This is a genomic window from Neisseria sp. HMSC03D10 (genome assembly GCF_001807625.1).
Taxonomy (GTDB): Bacteria; Pseudomonadota; Gammaproteobacteria; order Burkholderiales; family Neisseriaceae; genus Neisseria; species Neisseria mucosa.
Map to the genome: position 1 here is coordinate 1 of NZ_KV789495.1, position 15,695 is coordinate 15,695.

Annotated in this window: 15 protein-coding genes; 9 read left to right on the top strand and 6 right to left on the bottom strand. The window is 53.3% G+C overall.

The genetic code is table 11. The features are described 5' to 3' along the window. Positions 1 to 78: 78 nt before the first annotated feature. Complete coding sequence (cysG, locus tag HMPREF3066_RS01475) at positions 79 to 1,494, bottom strand: siroheme synthase CysG (RefSeq protein ID WP_070439967.1); 1,416 nt, start codon at positions 1,492 to 1,494, stop codon at positions 79 to 81. A gap of 377 nt (positions 1,495 to 1,871) precedes the next feature. On the opposite strand from cysG, the gene cysD reads away from it, so the two are divergent. Next, positions 1,872 to 2,786 carry a sulfate adenylyltransferase subunit CysD gene (cysD, locus tag HMPREF3066_RS01480; protein WP_070439969.1) on the top strand — a complete coding sequence of 305 codons (915 nt, stop codon included), beginning with the start codon at positions 1,872 to 1,874 and terminating at the stop codon, positions 2,784 to 2,786. A 143-nt stretch (positions 2,787 to 2,929) separates the two neighbouring features. On the opposite strand, the gene cah is transcribed toward cysD, so the two are convergent. The 4 genes from cah to HMPREF3066_RS01500 form a co-directional block, all read right to left on the bottom strand. Beyond that, positions 2,930 to 3,688 (bottom strand): carbonic anhydrase, encoded by a 759-nt coding sequence (cah, locus tag HMPREF3066_RS01485; RefSeq protein ID WP_070439971.1) that lies wholly within the window; start codon positions 3,686 to 3,688, stop codon positions 2,930 to 2,932. Positions 3,689 to 4,005: 317 nt separating this feature from the next. Next, positions 4,006 to 4,737, bottom strand: coding sequence for a phosphoadenylyl-sulfate reductase (locus tag HMPREF3066_RS01490; RefSeq protein ID WP_070439973.1), 732 nt, complete (start codon positions 4,735 to 4,737; stop codon positions 4,006 to 4,008). Positions 4,738 to 4,866: 129 nt separating this feature from the next. After that, positions 4,867 to 5,925, bottom strand: a complete 1,059-nt coding sequence (gene dinB, locus HMPREF3066_RS01495; RefSeq protein ID WP_070439974.1) for a DNA polymerase IV — start codon at positions 5,923 to 5,925, stop codon at positions 4,867 to 4,869. Positions 5,926 to 6,018: 93 nt separating this feature from the next. Continuing rightward, positions 6,019 to 6,864 (bottom strand): 23S rRNA (adenine(2030)-N(6))-methyltransferase RlmJ, encoded by an 846-nt coding sequence (locus HMPREF3066_RS01500; RefSeq protein ID WP_070439976.1) that lies wholly within the window; start codon positions 6,862 to 6,864, stop codon positions 6,019 to 6,021. On the opposite strand from HMPREF3066_RS01500, the gene HMPREF3066_RS12675 reads away from it, so the two are divergent. From HMPREF3066_RS12675 to HMPREF3066_RS01510, 3 genes are all read left to right on the top strand, one after another. Beyond that, positions 6,808 to 7,014 carry a hypothetical protein gene (locus tag HMPREF3066_RS12675; protein ID WP_141743156.1) on the top strand — a complete coding sequence of 69 codons (207 nt, stop codon included), beginning with the start codon at positions 6,808 to 6,810 and terminating at the stop codon, positions 7,012 to 7,014. The two genes, HMPREF3066_RS01500 and HMPREF3066_RS12675, sit on opposite strands and share 57 nt — an antisense overlap. 64 nt (positions 7,015 to 7,078) lie before the next feature. After that, positions 7,079 to 8,836, top strand: coding sequence for an exodeoxyribonuclease V subunit alpha (recD, locus tag HMPREF3066_RS01505; RefSeq protein ID WP_070439978.1), 1,758 nt, complete (start codon positions 7,079 to 7,081; stop codon positions 8,834 to 8,836). Positions 8,837 to 9,087: 251 nt separating this feature from the next. Further along, complete coding sequence (locus HMPREF3066_RS01510; protein WP_070439980.1) at positions 9,088 to 10,206, top strand: hypothetical protein; 1,119 nt, start codon at positions 9,088 to 9,090, stop codon at positions 10,204 to 10,206. A gap of 148 nt (positions 10,207 to 10,354) precedes the next feature. Here the strand turns inward: HMPREF3066_RS01510 and HMPREF3066_RS01515 are convergent, their stop codons facing one another. After that, on the bottom strand, positions 10,355 to 10,756 hold the full coding sequence (locus HMPREF3066_RS01515) for an RNA-binding S4 domain-containing protein (protein ID WP_003758524.1): 402 nt from the start codon (positions 10,754 to 10,756) through the stop codon (positions 10,355 to 10,357). Positions 10,757 to 10,975: 219 nt separating this feature from the next. Here HMPREF3066_RS01515 and HMPREF3066_RS01520 point away from each other — a divergent pair, with 219 nt between their 5' ends. The 5 genes from HMPREF3066_RS01520 (at position 10,976) to HMPREF3066_RS01540 (ending at position 15,617) form a co-directional block, all read left to right on the top strand. After that, positions 10,976 to 11,935 carry an acetyl-CoA carboxylase carboxyltransferase subunit alpha gene (locus tag HMPREF3066_RS01520; RefSeq protein ID WP_039410222.1) on the top strand — a complete coding sequence of 320 codons (960 nt, stop codon included), beginning with the start codon at positions 10,976 to 10,978 and terminating at the stop codon, positions 11,933 to 11,935. A gap of 93 nt (positions 11,936 to 12,028) precedes the next feature. Continuing rightward, positions 12,029 to 13,372 (top strand): tRNA lysidine(34) synthetase TilS, encoded by a 1,344-nt coding sequence (tilS, locus tag HMPREF3066_RS01525; protein WP_070439982.1) that lies wholly within the window; start codon positions 12,029 to 12,031, stop codon positions 13,370 to 13,372. An 83-nt stretch (positions 13,373 to 13,455) separates the two neighbouring features. After that, the gene (gene rpoE, locus HMPREF3066_RS01530) at positions 13,456 to 14,055 is read left to right on the top strand and encodes an RNA polymerase sigma factor RpoE (RefSeq protein WP_039410227.1); all 600 of its coding nucleotides are present in this window, start codon (positions 13,456 to 13,458) and stop codon (positions 14,053 to 14,055) included. A gap of 17 nt (positions 14,056 to 14,072) precedes the next feature. Further along, positions 14,073 to 14,648, top strand: coding sequence for a sigma-E factor negative regulatory protein (locus tag HMPREF3066_RS01535; protein WP_234396110.1), 576 nt, complete (start codon positions 14,073 to 14,075; stop codon positions 14,646 to 14,648). A 186-nt stretch (positions 14,649 to 14,834) separates the two neighbouring features. Continuing rightward, entirely contained in the window at positions 14,835 to 15,617 is a 783-nt protein-coding gene (locus tag HMPREF3066_RS01540; RefSeq protein ID WP_039410232.1) for a TrmH family RNA methyltransferase, read from the top strand. The last annotated feature ends 78 nt before the right edge of the window (positions 15,618 to 15,695 follow it).

The following is a 15,695-nucleotide window of genomic DNA, read 5'->3' on the forward strand; positions in this document are numbered from 1 at the left end:
CTGAGTTTGCGGCGGATAAGGGTGTCGATGTGCTGAATCAGACGACCTTTTGTTTGTTTAAACGGTTTGAACAACGCTTCAGGCGGCTTGTTCGTGCAGCGTGTGAAGGCGGCTTTGCGCGGGGTTTTCTTGAAACCATTTCAATTCATCGCGCAGGGAAACGACTTCGCCGATAACGATCAGCGCGGGGCGCGGGGTGTTTTCTGCCAGCTCGGACAGGTTTTTCAGACGACCTGTCACGACGCTTTGGTGCGGAAGCGTGCCGTTGGAGACGATGGCGACGGGTGTGTCGCCGCTGCGTCCGTGTGCCATCAGTTTTTCGGCGGTTTCGGCGGCTTTGAGCGTGCCCATATAGACGACCAGGGTTTGGTTGCTCAGGGCGAGCGTGCGCCAGTCGGGTTGGTGGCCGTCGTGTTTGCTGTGTCCGGTAACGAAGAGCGCGCTTTGGGCGCAGTCGCGGTGTGTCAGGGGGATGCCTGCGTAGGCGGTCGCGCCCAGTGCGGCGGTGATGCCGGGGATGATGCGGTAGGGGATGTTTGCCTGCCGCAAGACTTGGACTTCTTCGCCACCGCGCCCGAAAACGAAGGGGTCGCCGCCTTTGAGCCGGACGACGCGCAAACCTTGGCGGGCGTATTCGACAAGGAGGCGGTTGGTTTCTTCTTGTTGGACGTGGTGCGAGCCTGCGCGTTTGCCGACGCTGATTTTGTCCGCGTCTTTGCGCACCATGCTTAAGACGTCGTCTGAAACCAAAGCATCGTGGAACACGACATCCGCCGCCTGTATCGCCTGCAAAGCGTGCAAGGTGAGCAGCCCTGCGTCGCCGGGGCCTGCGCCGACAAGGACGACTTCGCCTTTTGCCGCGCCGAAACCGTCAAGCTGCGCGGCAAGCTCTGCTTCGGCGGCATCGAGGTTGCCTTGTGCGGCGAGCGCGTTAAAGCGGCTGTCGAACAGGTTTTCCCAAAAACGGCGGCGGTTTGCCGTGCCTTTGATTTTGGCTTTGACCGCGTTGCGCCATTTGCCGGCGAGCGCCGCCATTTGACCGGTGTGCAGCGGGATGAGCGTTTCGATGATCTGCCGCCACTTGCGCGCCAAAACGGGGGCGGTCGCGCCGCTGGAGACGGCGATTTTGAGCGGGCTGCGGTCGATGACGGCGGGGACGGTGAAGGAACACAAATCCGCGGTATCGACGGTGTTGCAGAGCTTAGCCCGCCGCTCCGCCGCTTGGAAGATGCGGCGGTTGAAGGCGTAATCGTCGGTGGCGGCGACGGCGAAAAATACGTCGTCCAAATAATCCTCGTGAAATTCGCTGCCCAGCCATTCGATTTTGCCTTCGTCCGCCCATTTTTGGAAAACGGGATTGAGTTCGCGGGCGACAACCCTGACCGCAGCTCCTGCCTGCAACAGGCTTTCGGCTTTGCGTTCCGCCACTTTGCCCGCACCCGCCAGCAGGACGGGGCGGCCGTTCAAATCGGCAAACAGGGGATAATGGTTCATGGCGTGTTCTCTTATTAAGCTATCGTGCCGCCCATCTTAAAATCCCGCAGGCTTCGGCGGAAAGAATGGTTTTTGCTTATCTTATCGAGTTTGGTTATATGGTGGATTAAATTTAAATCAGAACAAGGCGACGAAGCCGTAGACAGTGCAGATAGTACGGCAAGGCGAGGCAACGCCGTACTGGTTTAAAGGTTAATCCACTATAAGTGCCGTTTCCGTTGCCGCGCGGCAAAAAGGTCGTCTGAAAACGCCAATCCCTTTTCAGACGACCCCTCCAATATAACGAAATCATCTTTGCTTCAAACAAACCATTCTTTCCGTTTTTCAGACGACCTCTTTAGAGTACCGCCTATCCGAGTTTTGCTAAAGAGAACAATATGTCTATTCAAAACCACCACCTAGACTGGCTCGAAGCCGAGTCCATCTACATCATCCGCGAAGTCGTTGCCGAAGCGAAAAATCCCGCGCTGCTGTTTTCCGGCGGCAAAGATTCCGTCGTTTTGCTGGCGCTGGCGGTCAAAGCGTTCAAACTCGAAGGCCGCCCGCTCAAGCTGCCGTTCAAGCTGCTGCACGTCGATACGGGGCACAATTACCCCGAAGTGATTCAGTTCCGCGATGAAACCGTGGCGCGCACGGGCGTGCAACTGGTGGTCGGCAGCGTCGAAGACTCCATCAAAAAAGGCACGGTCGTCCTGCGCCGCGAAACCGATTCGCGCAACGCCGCGCAGGCGGTTACGCTGGTGGAAACCATTGAAGAACAAGGCTTTGACGCATTGATGGGCGGCGCGCGGCGCGATGAGGAAAAAGCACGGGCGAAGGAGCGGATTTTCTCGTTCCGCGACGAATTCGGACAATGGGACCCGAAAAGCCAGCGTCCCGAACTCTGGTCGCTCTACAATACGCGGCTCTTTAGCGGCGAAAACATGCGCGTGTTCCCCATCTCGAACTGGACGGAACTCGACATCTGGCAATACATCGCCCGCGAAAAACTCGCGCTGCCGCCGATTTATTACAGCCACAAACGCGAAGTCGTCGAACGCGGCGGGCTGCTCGTCCCCGTTACCCCGCTGACGCCGAAACGCGAAGGCGAAGTTTCCCAAATCCGCGACGTGCGTTTCCGTACCGTCGGCGACATTTCCTGCACCTGCCCCGTAGCCAGCACCGCCGCCACGCCCGAAGACATCATCGCCGAAACCGCGGCGGCAACCATTTCCGAACGCAGCGCCACGCGCATGGACGACCGCGTGTCCGAAGCGGCGATGGAAGAGCGTAAAAAGGCGGGGTATTTTTAAGCGGAGCTGCTGGCAAAATCGGTTTGAGTTGAAACCCAAGCCGATGACTTTGTTCCGGAAACATTGTGATGAAGAGCGAAAAAAGTCGTCTGAAAAACCAAATTTAGGTTTTCAGACGACCTTTTCGTTTACGGCTTTACCGTTTATTCGATGACAACGCGCGCATTAAGCGGCTGGACGGGGCGGCTGTTGTGCGAACCGATGGCGCGGGTGAATTTTTCTGCCTGCGCCTGATCGATGTGGTCGTAGGTTTTCAATACCAGCCACGATACGCCTTCGCTGCATGGTGGTGTGGTCAGCGAACCGGCAAAGCGGTAGTAATTCAGCCGTTTCGGCAGCAGGGTGCCTGCGTCGAAGGCTTTGTCGAGGTTTACCTTTCCTTCTTTCATCGGCATCACGTTCCATATAGGCGCGAGGCGGTCGTTGGTTTTGCCGGCTTCGTACAATACTGCCAATACCAAAGGCTGGCGGTTTTCGTCTAGGTGGACGAAGTGGGCTTCCATCGGAAAGGTGCGGCCTTTGATTTGGTTTTCACTGGGGACGTGGAAATGGAATTGTTTCAGGGTGTAGGTGCGGCCGTTCACGCTGAGGGTATTGCCGCCTTCGGGGTAGTTGACTTGGATGGTGTGGCCGTTGTTTTCCACGTTAACCGTGCTCGGTTTGTAATTGACTTTGATGGCAGGCAGTTTGCCGGAGACGGTTTCGGTGATGTTGACGGGGGATTGGTTTTTGCCTGTGGAACACAAACGGAACTCTTCAGACAGATTGCCCCAGCTTTCGGGGGAGTCGTGTCCGGTGTAGCCCCAATGGGTGTGGTTTCCGTGTGCGGCGGCGGAGAATGCTGCGAAGGTGGACAGCAGGAAGACAGTCAGGCGTGGCAGCGTGAGGTTCAAGCAGGGCATTGCAATATCCTTTCTGTGAGGAGGAGGGGAAAAGCATTGCGGTGCGTATGTAGATTATTGTTATTTTTTATTTAACCATAGCCATATTAAATCATTAGGTCAAGCCTTCTTGGGTTAATTCTGTTAAGGCTATGAAGTTAAGGCGAATTCATTTTTTAAAAAACGATATTGTCGTTTTGAAAATTGATAATAATTTGAAATAGAAAATGCCTATTTTTCACCCCTTAAAAATTTAAGGAAAGCCAACTCGTGAAAAAGGTCGTCTGAAAACCTGATTTCGGTTTTTCAGACGACCTTTTTGCCTTGCCTGACAAGGATTATTTGTGCAGGCCGCATTCTTTGCTGTCCTTGCTTTCCCACCACCAGCGTCCGGCGCGGATGTCTTCGTCTGCTTTGACGGGGCGGGTGCAGGGTTCGCAGCCTATGCTCGGGTAGCCTTGGAAATACAAGGCATTGAGCGGGACGTCGTAGGCTTGCGCGTATGCCCAGACGTCGTTTTCTTCCCAGTCGAAAATGGGGTTGAACTTGGCGATGTTGCGGCTGTGGTCGGTTTCTTCGAAATCCAATTCGCTGCGGGTTGCCGATTGGCTGCGGCGTTGTCCGGTCAGCCAGGCGGGGGCGTTTTTCAGGGCGCGGTTGAGCGGCTCGATTTTGCGGATGTGGCAGCAACGGCGGCGCAGCTCGACGCTGTCGTACATGGCGGTTGCGCCGAATTCCTGCTCAAACTGCCGCGCGCTTTCGGGGTCGGGGTGGAAAACTTCCAGCTCGGTTTGATAACGGACGTTGACGGCGGTAATCAGGGCGGCGGTTTCGGGACTGAGCTTGCCGGTGTCGAGGGTGATGATGCGCAGGGGGAGTTTCAGGCGGCAGATAGCGTCGGTAATGATCATGTCTTCGACGGCAAGGCTGGAGGCGAAGACGGCTTGCGGATAACGGCGGGCGATGTGTTTGAGGCGGGTTTCGAGCGTGGCGGTCAACTCGGGCAGCCGGCGCCGTTCGGCTTCGCCTGTCGTCGGGATGCGCCAAAGCTGGGGGCGGAAGAGGGACATGGTTGGCTTGTTCCTTGTTTTTTGTTTTCAGACGACCCCTCTTGCGGCAAAGGGGTCGTCTGAAAGTTTGTACGGAACATTATTGTCGGGCGGTCTCGCGCGAAGGGGAAAGAATGCTTTTCTATTTCTTTATAACCAAAGCGATTGCTGCTGGTCTTTCGGCACGAGGTGGTTCACGCCTATGCCGATCAGGCGGAAGGCGTCTTCGCGCTGGGGCGGCACGCGCTGTATCAGGGTCTGCGCGGCGCAAAGCAGGGCGTCGGTGTCGGGCAGGACGGAGGAGTAGGTCAGGGAGCGGGTGATGATGCGGAAATCATGGGTTTTCAGCTTGAGGGTTACGCCTTTGGCTTCGACGTTTTTGCGTGAGATTTGCCGCCACAAGTCTTCAGCAAGATGGGGCAGATGTCCTGCCGCCTGTTCGAGCGACAGGTCTTCGGGCAGGGTGATTTCGGTGGAGATTTGGAGGCGTTCGCGTTCGGCTTTGACGGGGCGTTCGTCCGTACCGCGTGCCAAATCATAGAGGCGGTAGCCGTAGCGTCCGAAATGGTTTAAGAGTTCGCCGCGCTCGAAACGACGCAAATCGCCCGCCGTCTGCATGCCCAGCGACTGCATTTTTTTCAGCGTTACCTTGCCCACGCCGGGGATTTTGCCCAAGGGCAGGGTTTCCAAAAAAGCCATGACTTTGTGCGGCGGCAGGACGAATTGCCCGTTCGGCTTGCGCCAGTCCGACGCGATTTTCGCCAAAAATTTGTTCGGCGCGATGCCTGCGGAGGCAGTCAGACCGGTTTCCGCAAAAATGGCGGCGCGGATTTCTTTGGCAACTTCGCTGGCGTATGGGATGTTTTTGAAATTATGGGTCACGTCAAGATAGGCTTCGTCCAGCGACAGGGGTTCGATTAAATCAGTATAACGCCTGAATACGGCATGAATCTGCGCGGAAACCTGACGGTACAAATCGAAATGCGGCGGCACATAAACCGCTTGCGGACACAGCCTTTTCGCCGTTGCCACCGACATCGCGGAATGCAGTCCGAACTGCCGCGCCTCATACGATGCGGCGCAAATCACCGAACGCGCACCCTCCCACGCCACGACCACGGGCAGCCCTTTCAAATGCGGCTGCTCGCGCAGTTCTACCGATGCGTAGAACGCGTCCATGTCGATATGGATGATTTTGCGCTGGGACATTGCAGAAAGACGGAAAGGAAAAGAGACAGGTATTTTAGCGGAAAACGATAGGCAAAGGTCGTCTGAAACCGGTTTCAGACGACCTTTGCCGGTTTATTTGATTTGATAGTCTAAAACGAAACGCGCCGCATCATCTTGAGCCAGAATTTCCGTCAGGGTGGGCAGCGTATCCGCCAATTTTTTTGCCAGCAGATAGGGCGGATTGATGACGAGCATCCCGCTGCCGTGCATACCGAAGCCGTCTTCGCGAGGTTTGTGGACATAAAGTTCGGCTTGAAGGTAATTTTCGGGCATGAGTTTTTTCAACTGCTCCGGCAGCTTGCGGCTTTCTTCGCGGTTCAAGCAGGGATACCAAACCAGATAACAGCCCGACTCGAAACGTTTGAGCGCGTCTTGCAGGGTTTGGACAACGCGGCGGTAATCTTGTTTCTCCTCATAGGGCGGGTCGATCAGTACCACGGCGCGGCGCGGCGGCGGGGGAAGCAGCGAAATCAGTCCGCGATAGCCGTCAGTCTGCGTGATTTGTCCGCGTTTGCCCAGACGGGCTTCTTTCATGTTGTTTTGCAAATGCGCAAAATCGGCAGGATGAAGTTCGAACAGGCGAAGTTTGTCGCAGTCGCGGGTGAGAAAGCGGGCAAGCCAGGGCGAGCCGCAGTAGAGGTTTTCATCGGGCAGGATTTCTTTCAGACGACCGGTAAAGTCGGACAAATCCGAAGGCAGCGCATCTGCTTGAAGCAGCCGTGCAATCCCCTGCCGGTATTCTCCGACCTTCTGCGCCTGCTCTCCGCGCAAATCATACAAACCCGCGCCGCTGTGGGTATCGATATACCAATACGGTTTGTCTTTGAGGTTGAAATATTCCAGCGTAAGGAAGAGGGTGAAATGTTTGAGCATATCGGCGTGGTTGCCGGCATGGAAGGCGTGGCGGTAGCTGAGCATGGCAGGGGTCGTCTGAAAACAGGGAAGGGCGATTATATCCGCAAATGGAGCGGGACTGTTGCCGGGCTTTCAGACGACCTTGGGATTGCGCTGGAAGTAAACCGTCCTGACAGGCTGCCGTCGCGGAAATTTTTGTTTTGTCCGATATAATACAGGTCGTCTGAAAACCGGATGTCCGTTTTCAGACGACCTTTTTTCAATACGGGAAACGAAGATGGCTGAGAATACCGCCGATGATTTGAACCTTGCCGCCGCACAAGCGGCCGGGCATTTGCTGGAGCGTTGCGTACCGGAGCATGCTGCGGTGCTGGCGCCGTATGTGTTGCGGCTGTTTGCTGCTTTGCAGAACGGGCATTCGTTTGTTTGGCTGGATGAGGGCGAGGCGGAGGAATTGGCGGGATTGGCGCCGACGGTCGGGCAGAGAGCGTCGCCGTTGGTGTTGCAGGGCAAAAAGCTGTTTTTGGGGCGGATGTGGCAACTCGAGCATGATTTGACGGCTGAAATCAAGCGTTTGGCAGAAGCGGAAGTCGAGCCTGTGGATTGGATGAGCGCGTCGCAAAACTTGTCCGGCTGGTTTGCCGACAAAGGCAGCGCAGGGCAGCGGGATGCGGCGGGGCTTGCCCTGCTTCAAGCGTTTATGTTGATTACGGGCGGGCCAGGTACGGGTAAAACGACGACGGTGGCGAAACTTTTGGGGCTGATTTGCACCAACTCTGCCACGCGCCTGCCGCGTATCGCGCTGGCCGCGCCGACGGGCAAGGCGGCGGCGCATATGGCGCGCGCGCTGCATCGTGCGGTGGACGGTTTCGAGATGCCGGAGGCGGTGCGCAATCATTTGTCCGCGCTGGAAGGGCAGACGGTCCACCGCCTTTTGAAATTGCGCCCGCCGCAAATGCTGCCTGCGTTTGACGGAAACCGCCCGCTGCCTTTGGATGTGTTGGTGGTGGATGAGGCTTCGATGTTGGATGTTTCCCTGCTGCTTCACTTGCTGCGTGCGATTCCGTCGGGCTGCCGCGTGATTTTTTTGGGCGACGAGTTCCAACTGCCTTCGGTCGGTGTCGGCGCGGTATTGGCGGCGTTGTCGAGACGGACGGTTTTGGATAAGGAGACGGCGGAGCAGCTGAGCATTTATCTGCCGGAACACGGCTTCCCCGTGGAGGAAAATCCGCCGGCTTTGTCGCAAAACGTCGCGCAACTGACGGTCAGCCACCGTTTCGGCGCAGACAGCGGCATCGGTTGCTTGGCGAGGTCGGTCGTATCGGGCAAGAGCGGGGAAGGTTGGGCGCAGTTTACCTTGTTCCCCAACGAGCTGGAAATCTGCGAAGGTCGTCTGAAACAGCAGGCGAAGCTGCTTTACCGCAAACACGAAAAATACTGGCAGGCAGTCGATAATAACGATGTGGCGCTGGCGTTCGGACACGCGGCGGATGTGGTCGTTTTGGCGGCATGGCGGCAGGACGCGGAGGCGTTTAACGAAGAGTATTGCCGCTATCTGCAACGCAAACATCGGGCGGGCGCGGATACGCCGTGGTTCGCGGGACAAATCATCATGATTGCGCGCAACGACTATACGCTGGAAGTGTTCAACGGCGATATCGGGCTGATTATGCCCGACGCGGAATCGGCGAACGGCTTGGCGGCGTATTTTCCGAATGCGGACGGTTTCAAAAAAATCGCCATCAGCCGCCTGCCGCAGTTTGATTCCGCGTTCGCCATGACTGTGCATAAAAGCCAGGGTTCGGAATATCGGGAAGTCTGGCTGCTGCCGCCGTCGGGGAAAATAGAGCAGGGCGGGGATGACGCGCTGTCGGGCTTAAACAATGCGCTGCTCTACACCGCCATCACCCGCGCACGGGAACGCTTCGTCTTTTGGGGAAATGAAGAGCAATGGCGGATGGCGGTGGAAACCCGCAAAACCCGCCGCACGGCATTGGGCGACATCTTGGACGCGATGTTCGTACCGAAAGCTTGAATCAAACCCTAAAGGCTAAAGGTCGTCTGAAAACGAAACGGATGCTGCCGGGAGTTTTCAGACGACCTTTCTCTATTGATGTGCGTCAAAATCAGTTTGGAAATAAGCATAATACTCTAAATCTTCTTGACGGTTTGTGCCGTCTTTCATAGGATTACAGCCGTTCGATTACAAAAATTAGTAAATTTCTAACAAATATTGATTAGGAATTTTTGTTAAAAATACCTTTTACCCTTCAATCGGAGATTGGCATGAACATCCAAAAAAACTTTGCCGTTGTATGCGTTGCCTTGGCGGCGTTACCCACCGCATTTGCAGAAACCGCTAGCGTAGAGCGCGATGCCGCCGCATTGGCAACGACGAGCGATTACGTCAATTCGGGCAGCGTCATCCGCAAAGACGAAGACAAAATCAGTATTTTCAACGATTTGCTGACCGTAAACGGCACATTCCGCGTCCGTGCCGACACCAAAGACATCAATGCCAACAACAGCAGCACCAATCCCACGCCCGACGCCTCCAATACCAATTTCAACGCCGAATTCTGGTTGCGTGCCAAACTCTATAAAGACTGGAAACTGGTAACCCAAATCGAACCCAACATCGACTTGAAAACCGGTAAATTCAACGGCGACCATGATGTTCCCGTGAACAAACTCTATGCCGAAGGCTCGATTACCGAAGGCGTCAAAGCCCGCGTCGGTAAATTCGGCGCATTCTCCTCCTACGGACGCGTCTGGGATACCGAAGTAACCGGCGGCGAAATTTTCTTTGACAACAAAACCCTGCCCACCAAAATCTATGCAGGCCGCCGTACCGGCAGCCTCAACGACAACGTATGGGGCATAGGCGGCCGCCGCAAACACTTCGCCGCCATTCAAAGCAGCCTGCCGATTAACGAAAACATCAACGTCGGCGCAACCGTCAGCTACATGAAAGACATAGACGTGCGCGGCGCGAAGAAAAACGCCGTCTTCGGCGAAATCGGCTCAGATGTCAAATTCAACGACGATTGGCGTTGGATGGCGGCAGTCAGCAAGTCCAACATCAAAGCCTATAACGACGCAGGACAAAAAATCAAAAACGACGGCGTGTTTACCGAAGTCCGCTATAAACTTGCCGACTGGAAAGTCCGCAATTCCTACGACGCCTTCCTGAATTACCGCCGCGTCGGTGCGCTTTCGGGCGTATCTTCCGTACAAGACTACAGTAAAAACGTACAAGGCGTACAAGTCGGCGCGACCTACGTTCCTTGGAAAAACTGGAAAGTGTCAGGCTTTTACTTGGCGGGCAAACAAGTTACCCCGACTGCCGGTTCAAGCAGACAAGACGTCAACGTCTTGCGCGGTCAGGTGGAATACAAATTCTAAGCCGTTTGGATAAAGGTTTTGTAGAAACGAAAAAACAGGCAGGGAAAACCTGCCTGTTTTAGTTCGGATAAGATTTCAGACGACCTGTACCTGTTTCCTGATAAAGGTCGTCTGAAAAGTACGATTCCACCAAGACAAACTCCGAATCCTACCAGCTGTCGCGCTTCATGCGGTCGAGTTGGCGGCGGTCGCGTTTGGTCGGCCTGCCGTCGGGATACGCCGCGCTGATGCGGCTTGCTTGGTCGAGCTGTTTTTGCGCTTCGCGTTCGGCGGCGGTTTTCATGTCTTCTTCGTAAAGCTGACGCGCTTCGGGGGCGGGGCGGCGCTGGTGGTTGAGTGCCAATACTTTGATTTTGTAAGGCAGTGAATTGAGCGTCAGGTCGATGATGTCGCCCGCGCTGATATTTTTGCTGTTTTTGACTTTGGCGCCGTTGACCTGAACCCTGCCCAATTCGATATGTTTTTGAGCCAGCGCGCGGGTTTTGAAAAAGCGTGCAGCCCAAAGCCATTTGTCGAGCCGCATCGCCGTATTGTCGTGTTCGTTTTTCATAGCCTGTTTGAAATGATTGAACTGAATGGAAGTTTATCATAAGATACGGCACTTCATTTGTTTAGTGCAGATATACTATATCATCCGCAAAAGGTCGTCTGAAAAGGCATCCGCCCGATTATCTGCCGTTTTGCACGGCATATCCTCAATGAGAAATGCTGCCAAATATGCCTGATTGGCGTATGATAGCGGCAGCGTCCCTACCGAGAGCTTCACCCTATGAAACCAGTTTTTTTGGATTTTGAACAACCCATCGCCGAATTAACCAATAAAATCGAAGAGCTGCGCTTTGTGCAGGGCGAATCCGCCGTCGATATTTCCGATGAAATCGCCAGATTGCAGAAGAAAAGCAACGACTTGACCAAATCGATTTTCAACAAGCTGACGCCCGCTCAGATTTCGCAGGTTTCACGCCATCCCCAACGTCCTTACACCTTAGACTACATCCAAGCCATTTTCACCGATTTTGAAGAGTTGCACGGCGACCGCCATTATTCAGACGACCATGCCATCGTCGGCGGTTTGGCGCGCTTCAACGGACAAAGCGTGATGGTTATCGGCCATCAAAAAGGCCGTGACACCAAAGAAAAAATCCGCCGCAATTTCGGTATGCCGCGCCCTGAAGGCTACCGTAAAGCGTTGCGCCTGATGCAGACCGCCGAGAAATTCAATATTCCCGTGATGACTTTTGTCGATACGCCGGGCGCGTATCCGGGTATCGGCGCGGAAGAGCGCGGTCAGTCCGAAGCCATCGGACGCAACCTGTACGAATTGACCCGCCTGCGTGTGCCGGTTTTATGTACCATTATCGGCGAGGGTGGTTCCGGTGGCGCGCTGGCGATTGCGGTCGGCGATTACGTCAATATGCTGCAATATTCGACTTACTCGGTTATTTCTCCGGAAGGCTGCGCGTCTATTCTGTGGAAAACCGCCGAAAAAGCGGCAGATGCCGCGCAAGCCTTGGGTATTACCGCCAAACGCCTGCAAGAACTGGATTTGATCGATAGCGTGATCAACGAGCCTTTGGGCGGTGCGCACCGTGATTTTGAAACGACCATGAAAAACGTCAAAACGGTGTTGGAAACCGAGTTGCACGAGGCGCAAAATATGCCGATGGCGGACTTGCTGGCGCGCCGTTTCGACCGGATTATGGCTTACGGTAAGTTTACGGATAAGTAAACAATTGATGTGTAGAAAAGCAGGCAGAAGCTCCCCCCTGCCTGCTTTTTCATTTCTAAGAACTTGCCTTGCCGACAGCATAGATTACGCCATATGAACCCGACGTCGCCTGAAAACCTTCCGCCTCAATGCCGCAGTTTGTTGGAAACCCTGCGTCTTTCGGCGCGTTCGCTTCCTGATGGTTGTACGGTAACGGTCGGATTGAGCGGCGGTTTGGATTCGGTGGTGTTGCTGCATATGCTCGCGTGTTTGCGGGAAGAGCTTGGTTTGAATGTACACGCTTTGCACGTTCATCACGGATTGAGCCGCAATGCGGATGACTGGCTGGTGTTTTGCACACGCTTATGCCAAGAATGGAATGTGCCGTTCAGAAGCGTAAAAGTTGAAGTCAAAAAAGACGGGTTGGGAATCGAAGCCGCCGCACGGAAAGCACGTTATCAGGCGTTTTCAGACGACCCCTCCGGCATCATCGCGTTGGCGCACCATAAGGATGACCAAATTGAAACGTTTATGCTCGCGGCAGTTCGCGGCGGGGGTATCAAAGCACTTGCCACCATGCCGCAATGGCGCAAGCTGGATGAGGAAACGCAAATTTGGCGGCCGCTGTTGACGTTTTCCCGAAAAGAACTGGAAAACTACGCTGCTGCCTGCAACCTGCCGAACATCGAAGACGAAAGTAACGCCGATACGGCCTTTTTAAGGAATTGGATGCGTTACGAGGCGTTGCCGGTTTGGCGGGAGCGCATTCCGAATTTCGACCGTCATGTTTGTGCCAACATCCGTTCGTTACAAACCGATTTGGCGATTTTGGACGAAGTTGTCGATTCGGATTATCAGACGGTTTGCCAAAGCGGGCGTTTCCAAGTCAGCCGCTGGCAGACATTCAGCGAAGCGCGCCGCAGCCGGATTCTTTGGCGGTTTTTTAAGGAGAATGGGATTGTGGAAAGTTCTCCGAGAAAGCTGGCGGATTTCGCGCGGATACTGTTGGAGGCAGAAACTGCACAATGGCAGTTCGGCGAAACATCGGTATGTTTATACCGGGATTTTTTATTCATATTGAAACAAAACCAGTTTGCGGACGCGGATTGGATAAAGGGAAAAGAAGTCAGAGGTCGTCTGAAAGATATTCTCCAAGAAAACGGCTTTTTTCTGGTGCCGCACCGCAACGGATTGCCGGAATCGGTCTTGGAAGAAGAAGGAATCATTCGGACGGCGGGCAGTGATGATATGATGAATGTAGGGTTTTTGTATAAAAACGTTAAGAAAGTGTTGCAGGAAAACCATATTGTACCGTTCGTCAGAAAATGCTGGCCGATTATCACAAATACTGACGGAAACTGCATTGCTATTGTTAACCTTACGGTAAGCCACGATTTTCAAGGGATTGACGGTTTTTTACCGGTTTATGGAAAATTTTTGAGATATAAATGGAACTAAATGCGGCAATAGCTGTCTTTAACTGGCACAGCACGCTTTACTACTTTATAGCTTATAATGCAGTTATTATAAAAAGGTAAAATATGAATGATCGCCAGATTGATCAGGTCTTGGTAGAGCGCGCGCAGAAAGGCGAACAAAAAGCATTCGAGATGCTGATGTCCAAATATCAGCGTCGGCTCATCAGATTGATTTCCCGTTTTGTCAAAGACGAACACGAAGTCAACGATGTGGCGCAAGAGGCAATGATCAGGGCTTACCGTGCCTTGCCGAATTTTCGTAGCGAGAGCGCGTTTTATACCTGGCTGTACCGGATTGCTATCAATACTGCCAAAAATTTCTTAGTAACATCAGGAAAGCAGCCGTTCGTCAGTGCAGAGGCTGCCAATGAAGATGGGGATATTCTGGATTTGTCGGATCAGATTGCGGATTACCATACGCCGGAAGCTGAGATGATCAATCGGGAAATCTTGCAAACAGTCGAATCAACAATTTCGCATTTGCCCGAGGACTTACGCAAAGCCATTACCTTGCGGGAAATGGACGGTTTGTCTTACGAGGAAATCGCCACGATTATGGATTGCCCGATAGGGACGGTTAGATCCCGTATTTTCAGGGCACGGGAAGTGATAGCAAAAGATTTGAGGCCGTTGCTGGAAACTTCTGAAAATCAAAGGTGGTAATAAAAATGGTAATAACTATGAACACAACACACGAATATATCTCCATGTTGATGGATAACGACGATGTATCTGAAGAGATGCTTGATCGTCTGTTGTCCGACGATGCCGCTGCCGAAGCGTGGTACGAGTACCATCTGATTGGCGATTACATGCGCTATAAAGCAGGTACGGGGCGTGATGCGGATTTCATGCAAAGCGCAGCATTTACTGCTACGCTTGCTGAAATCAGCGAAGAACATAAGCAACGTCATAAGGCTGAAGTTGCCGCAGCGATGTCTGCTAAGGGTGTTCAAGCTGCAAACAATTCCTTCTTTAAATCTTTCGCCGTTGCTGCTAGCGTTGCTGCAGTTGCCGTAGCCGTATGGCAATTTGCTCCGCAAATGCAAAGTGTTGGATCAGCAGATATGGTCGCAGAAAAAGCTGTTGAAACCAAAGCACAACAGGAAAATATAGTGTCCGTAGTGGCTAATCCAGCTGTTAAAAATGCTTCGGACGCTGTGGTATTACCTGAATCGATAAAGAACGAAAAAGGTGTGAGTCAGACTACGGTTCGAACTGAAATGCAGGTTCAACAGGATTCCATCGTCCACTAAACTGCATATAGAGACAGATTTCCATCAAGTAGAGAAATCCCTTCCCGAGCTATTCGGGCAGGGGTTTTATTTTTGAACGGATGCATCTTGAGGTCGTCTGAAAAAGCGGTTTGAAAAAAGTCGAACGGTATCGTGCGGCTGCCTTTCTGTATCTTTTTTATTTGAATCCGCTATATAATGCGGCACATGAAATTGATTACCTCCGCGCAAAACGAGCAGCTCAAGCATTTGTCCAAGCTGCTGACACAATCTAAAGCACGCCGTGAATACGGGCAAACCGTGTTGGAAGGCGTGCATCTTTTGCAGGTCTATTTAGAGGCGGGATATACGCCCAAACAAGTGTATTTGCCCGAAAGTAAAAACACGCATTCTGAAATCCGAGATTTAATCAGCAGCTTGGATGAGGATTGTATTACTTGGGTCGGAAACGAAGCCTTGTCTAAAATCACCAGTCTGAATGACGCCGATGATGTGATGACTTGGATAGAGATTCCGCCGCAAGATGATTTGCCTTTAAGCGGCGATTGCGTCGTGTTGGATAGACTGCAAGATCCAGGCAATGTCGGTACGGTTTTACGCAGCGCAGCAGCTTCGGGCGTCAAGCAGATTGTGTTGGGTAATGACTGCGTTGATATTTGGTCGCCCAAGGTATTGCGGGCGGGTATGGGAGCGCATTTTCTGTTGAACATATACAGTCGCGTTTTTCTACCGCAATGGCTGGATGCTTATCAGGACAAAATATGGGCAACCGCTTTGGACGGGCGCAATCCTTCCGATTTGTACCAACTGGATTTAAACGCTCATTGTGCTTGGGTTTTCGGCAATGAAGGCAGCGGCGTGAGTCGGGAAATTTTGGAAAAAGTCGACGGCAGCGTCAGAATCCCGATGCTGGGACAGACCGAGTCGTTAAACGTTGCCATGGCGGCAACCGTATGCCTTTTCGAGCAAATGCGCCAACGTATTGCATAAACACTTTCAGACGACCGGTCAGTTTGGGTAAAACCTGATTGAGGTCGTCTGAGAACGTGTTCATTGTCTCAGCCTCTG

Bases quoted from the DNA above. Each gene is read 5' to 3' on its own strand.
- HMPREF3066_RS01510 (WP_070439980.1), top strand. From the start codon at position 9,088: ATGAACATCCAAAAAAACTTTGCCGTTGTATGCGTTGCCTTGGCGGCG.
- cysG (WP_070439967.1), bottom strand. From the start codon at position 1,494: ATGAACCATTATCCCCTGTTTGCCGATTTGAACGGCCGCCCCGTCCTG.
- dinB (WP_070439974.1), bottom strand. From the start codon at position 5,925: ATGTCCCAGCGCAAAATCATCCATATCGACATGGACGCGTTCTACGCA.
- recD (WP_070439978.1), top strand. From the start codon at position 7,079: ATGGCTGAGAATACCGCCGATGATTTGAACCTTGCCGCCGCACAAGCG.
- HMPREF3066_RS01500 (WP_070439976.1), bottom strand. From the start codon at position 6,864: ATGCTCAGCTACCGCCACGCCTTCCATGCCGGCAACCACGCCGATATG.
- HMPREF3066_RS01540 (WP_039410232.1), top strand. From the start codon at position 14,835: ATGAAATTGATTACCTCCGCGCAAAACGAGCAGCTCAAGCATTTGTCC.
- tilS (WP_070439982.1), top strand. From the start codon at position 12,029: ATGAACCCGACGTCGCCTGAAAACCTTCCGCCTCAATGCCGCAGTTTG.
- HMPREF3066_RS12675 (WP_141743156.1), top strand. From the start codon at position 6,808: ATGTTTGAGCATATCGGCGTGGTTGCCGGCATGGAAGGCGTGGCGGTA.
- HMPREF3066_RS01535 (WP_234396110.1), top strand. From the start codon at position 14,073: ATGAACACAACACACGAATATATCTCCATGTTGATGGATAACGACGAT.
- cah (WP_070439971.1), bottom strand. From the start codon at position 3,688: ATGCCCTGCTTGAACCTCACGCTGCCACGCCTGACTGTCTTCCTGCTG.
- rpoE (WP_039410227.1), top strand. From the start codon at position 13,456: ATGAATGATCGCCAGATTGATCAGGTCTTGGTAGAGCGCGCGCAGAAA.
- cysD (WP_070439969.1), top strand. From the start codon at position 1,872: ATGTCTATTCAAAACCACCACCTAGACTGGCTCGAAGCCGAGTCCATC.
- HMPREF3066_RS01490 (WP_070439973.1), bottom strand. From the start codon at position 4,737: ATGTCCCTCTTCCGCCCCCAGCTTTGGCGCATCCCGACGACAGGCGAA.
- HMPREF3066_RS01520 (WP_039410222.1), top strand. From the start codon at position 10,976: ATGAAACCAGTTTTTTTGGATTTTGAACAACCCATCGCCGAATTAACC.
- HMPREF3066_RS01515 (WP_003758524.1), bottom strand. From the start codon at position 10,756: ATGAAAAACGAACACGACAATACGGCGATGCGGCTCGACAAATGGCTT.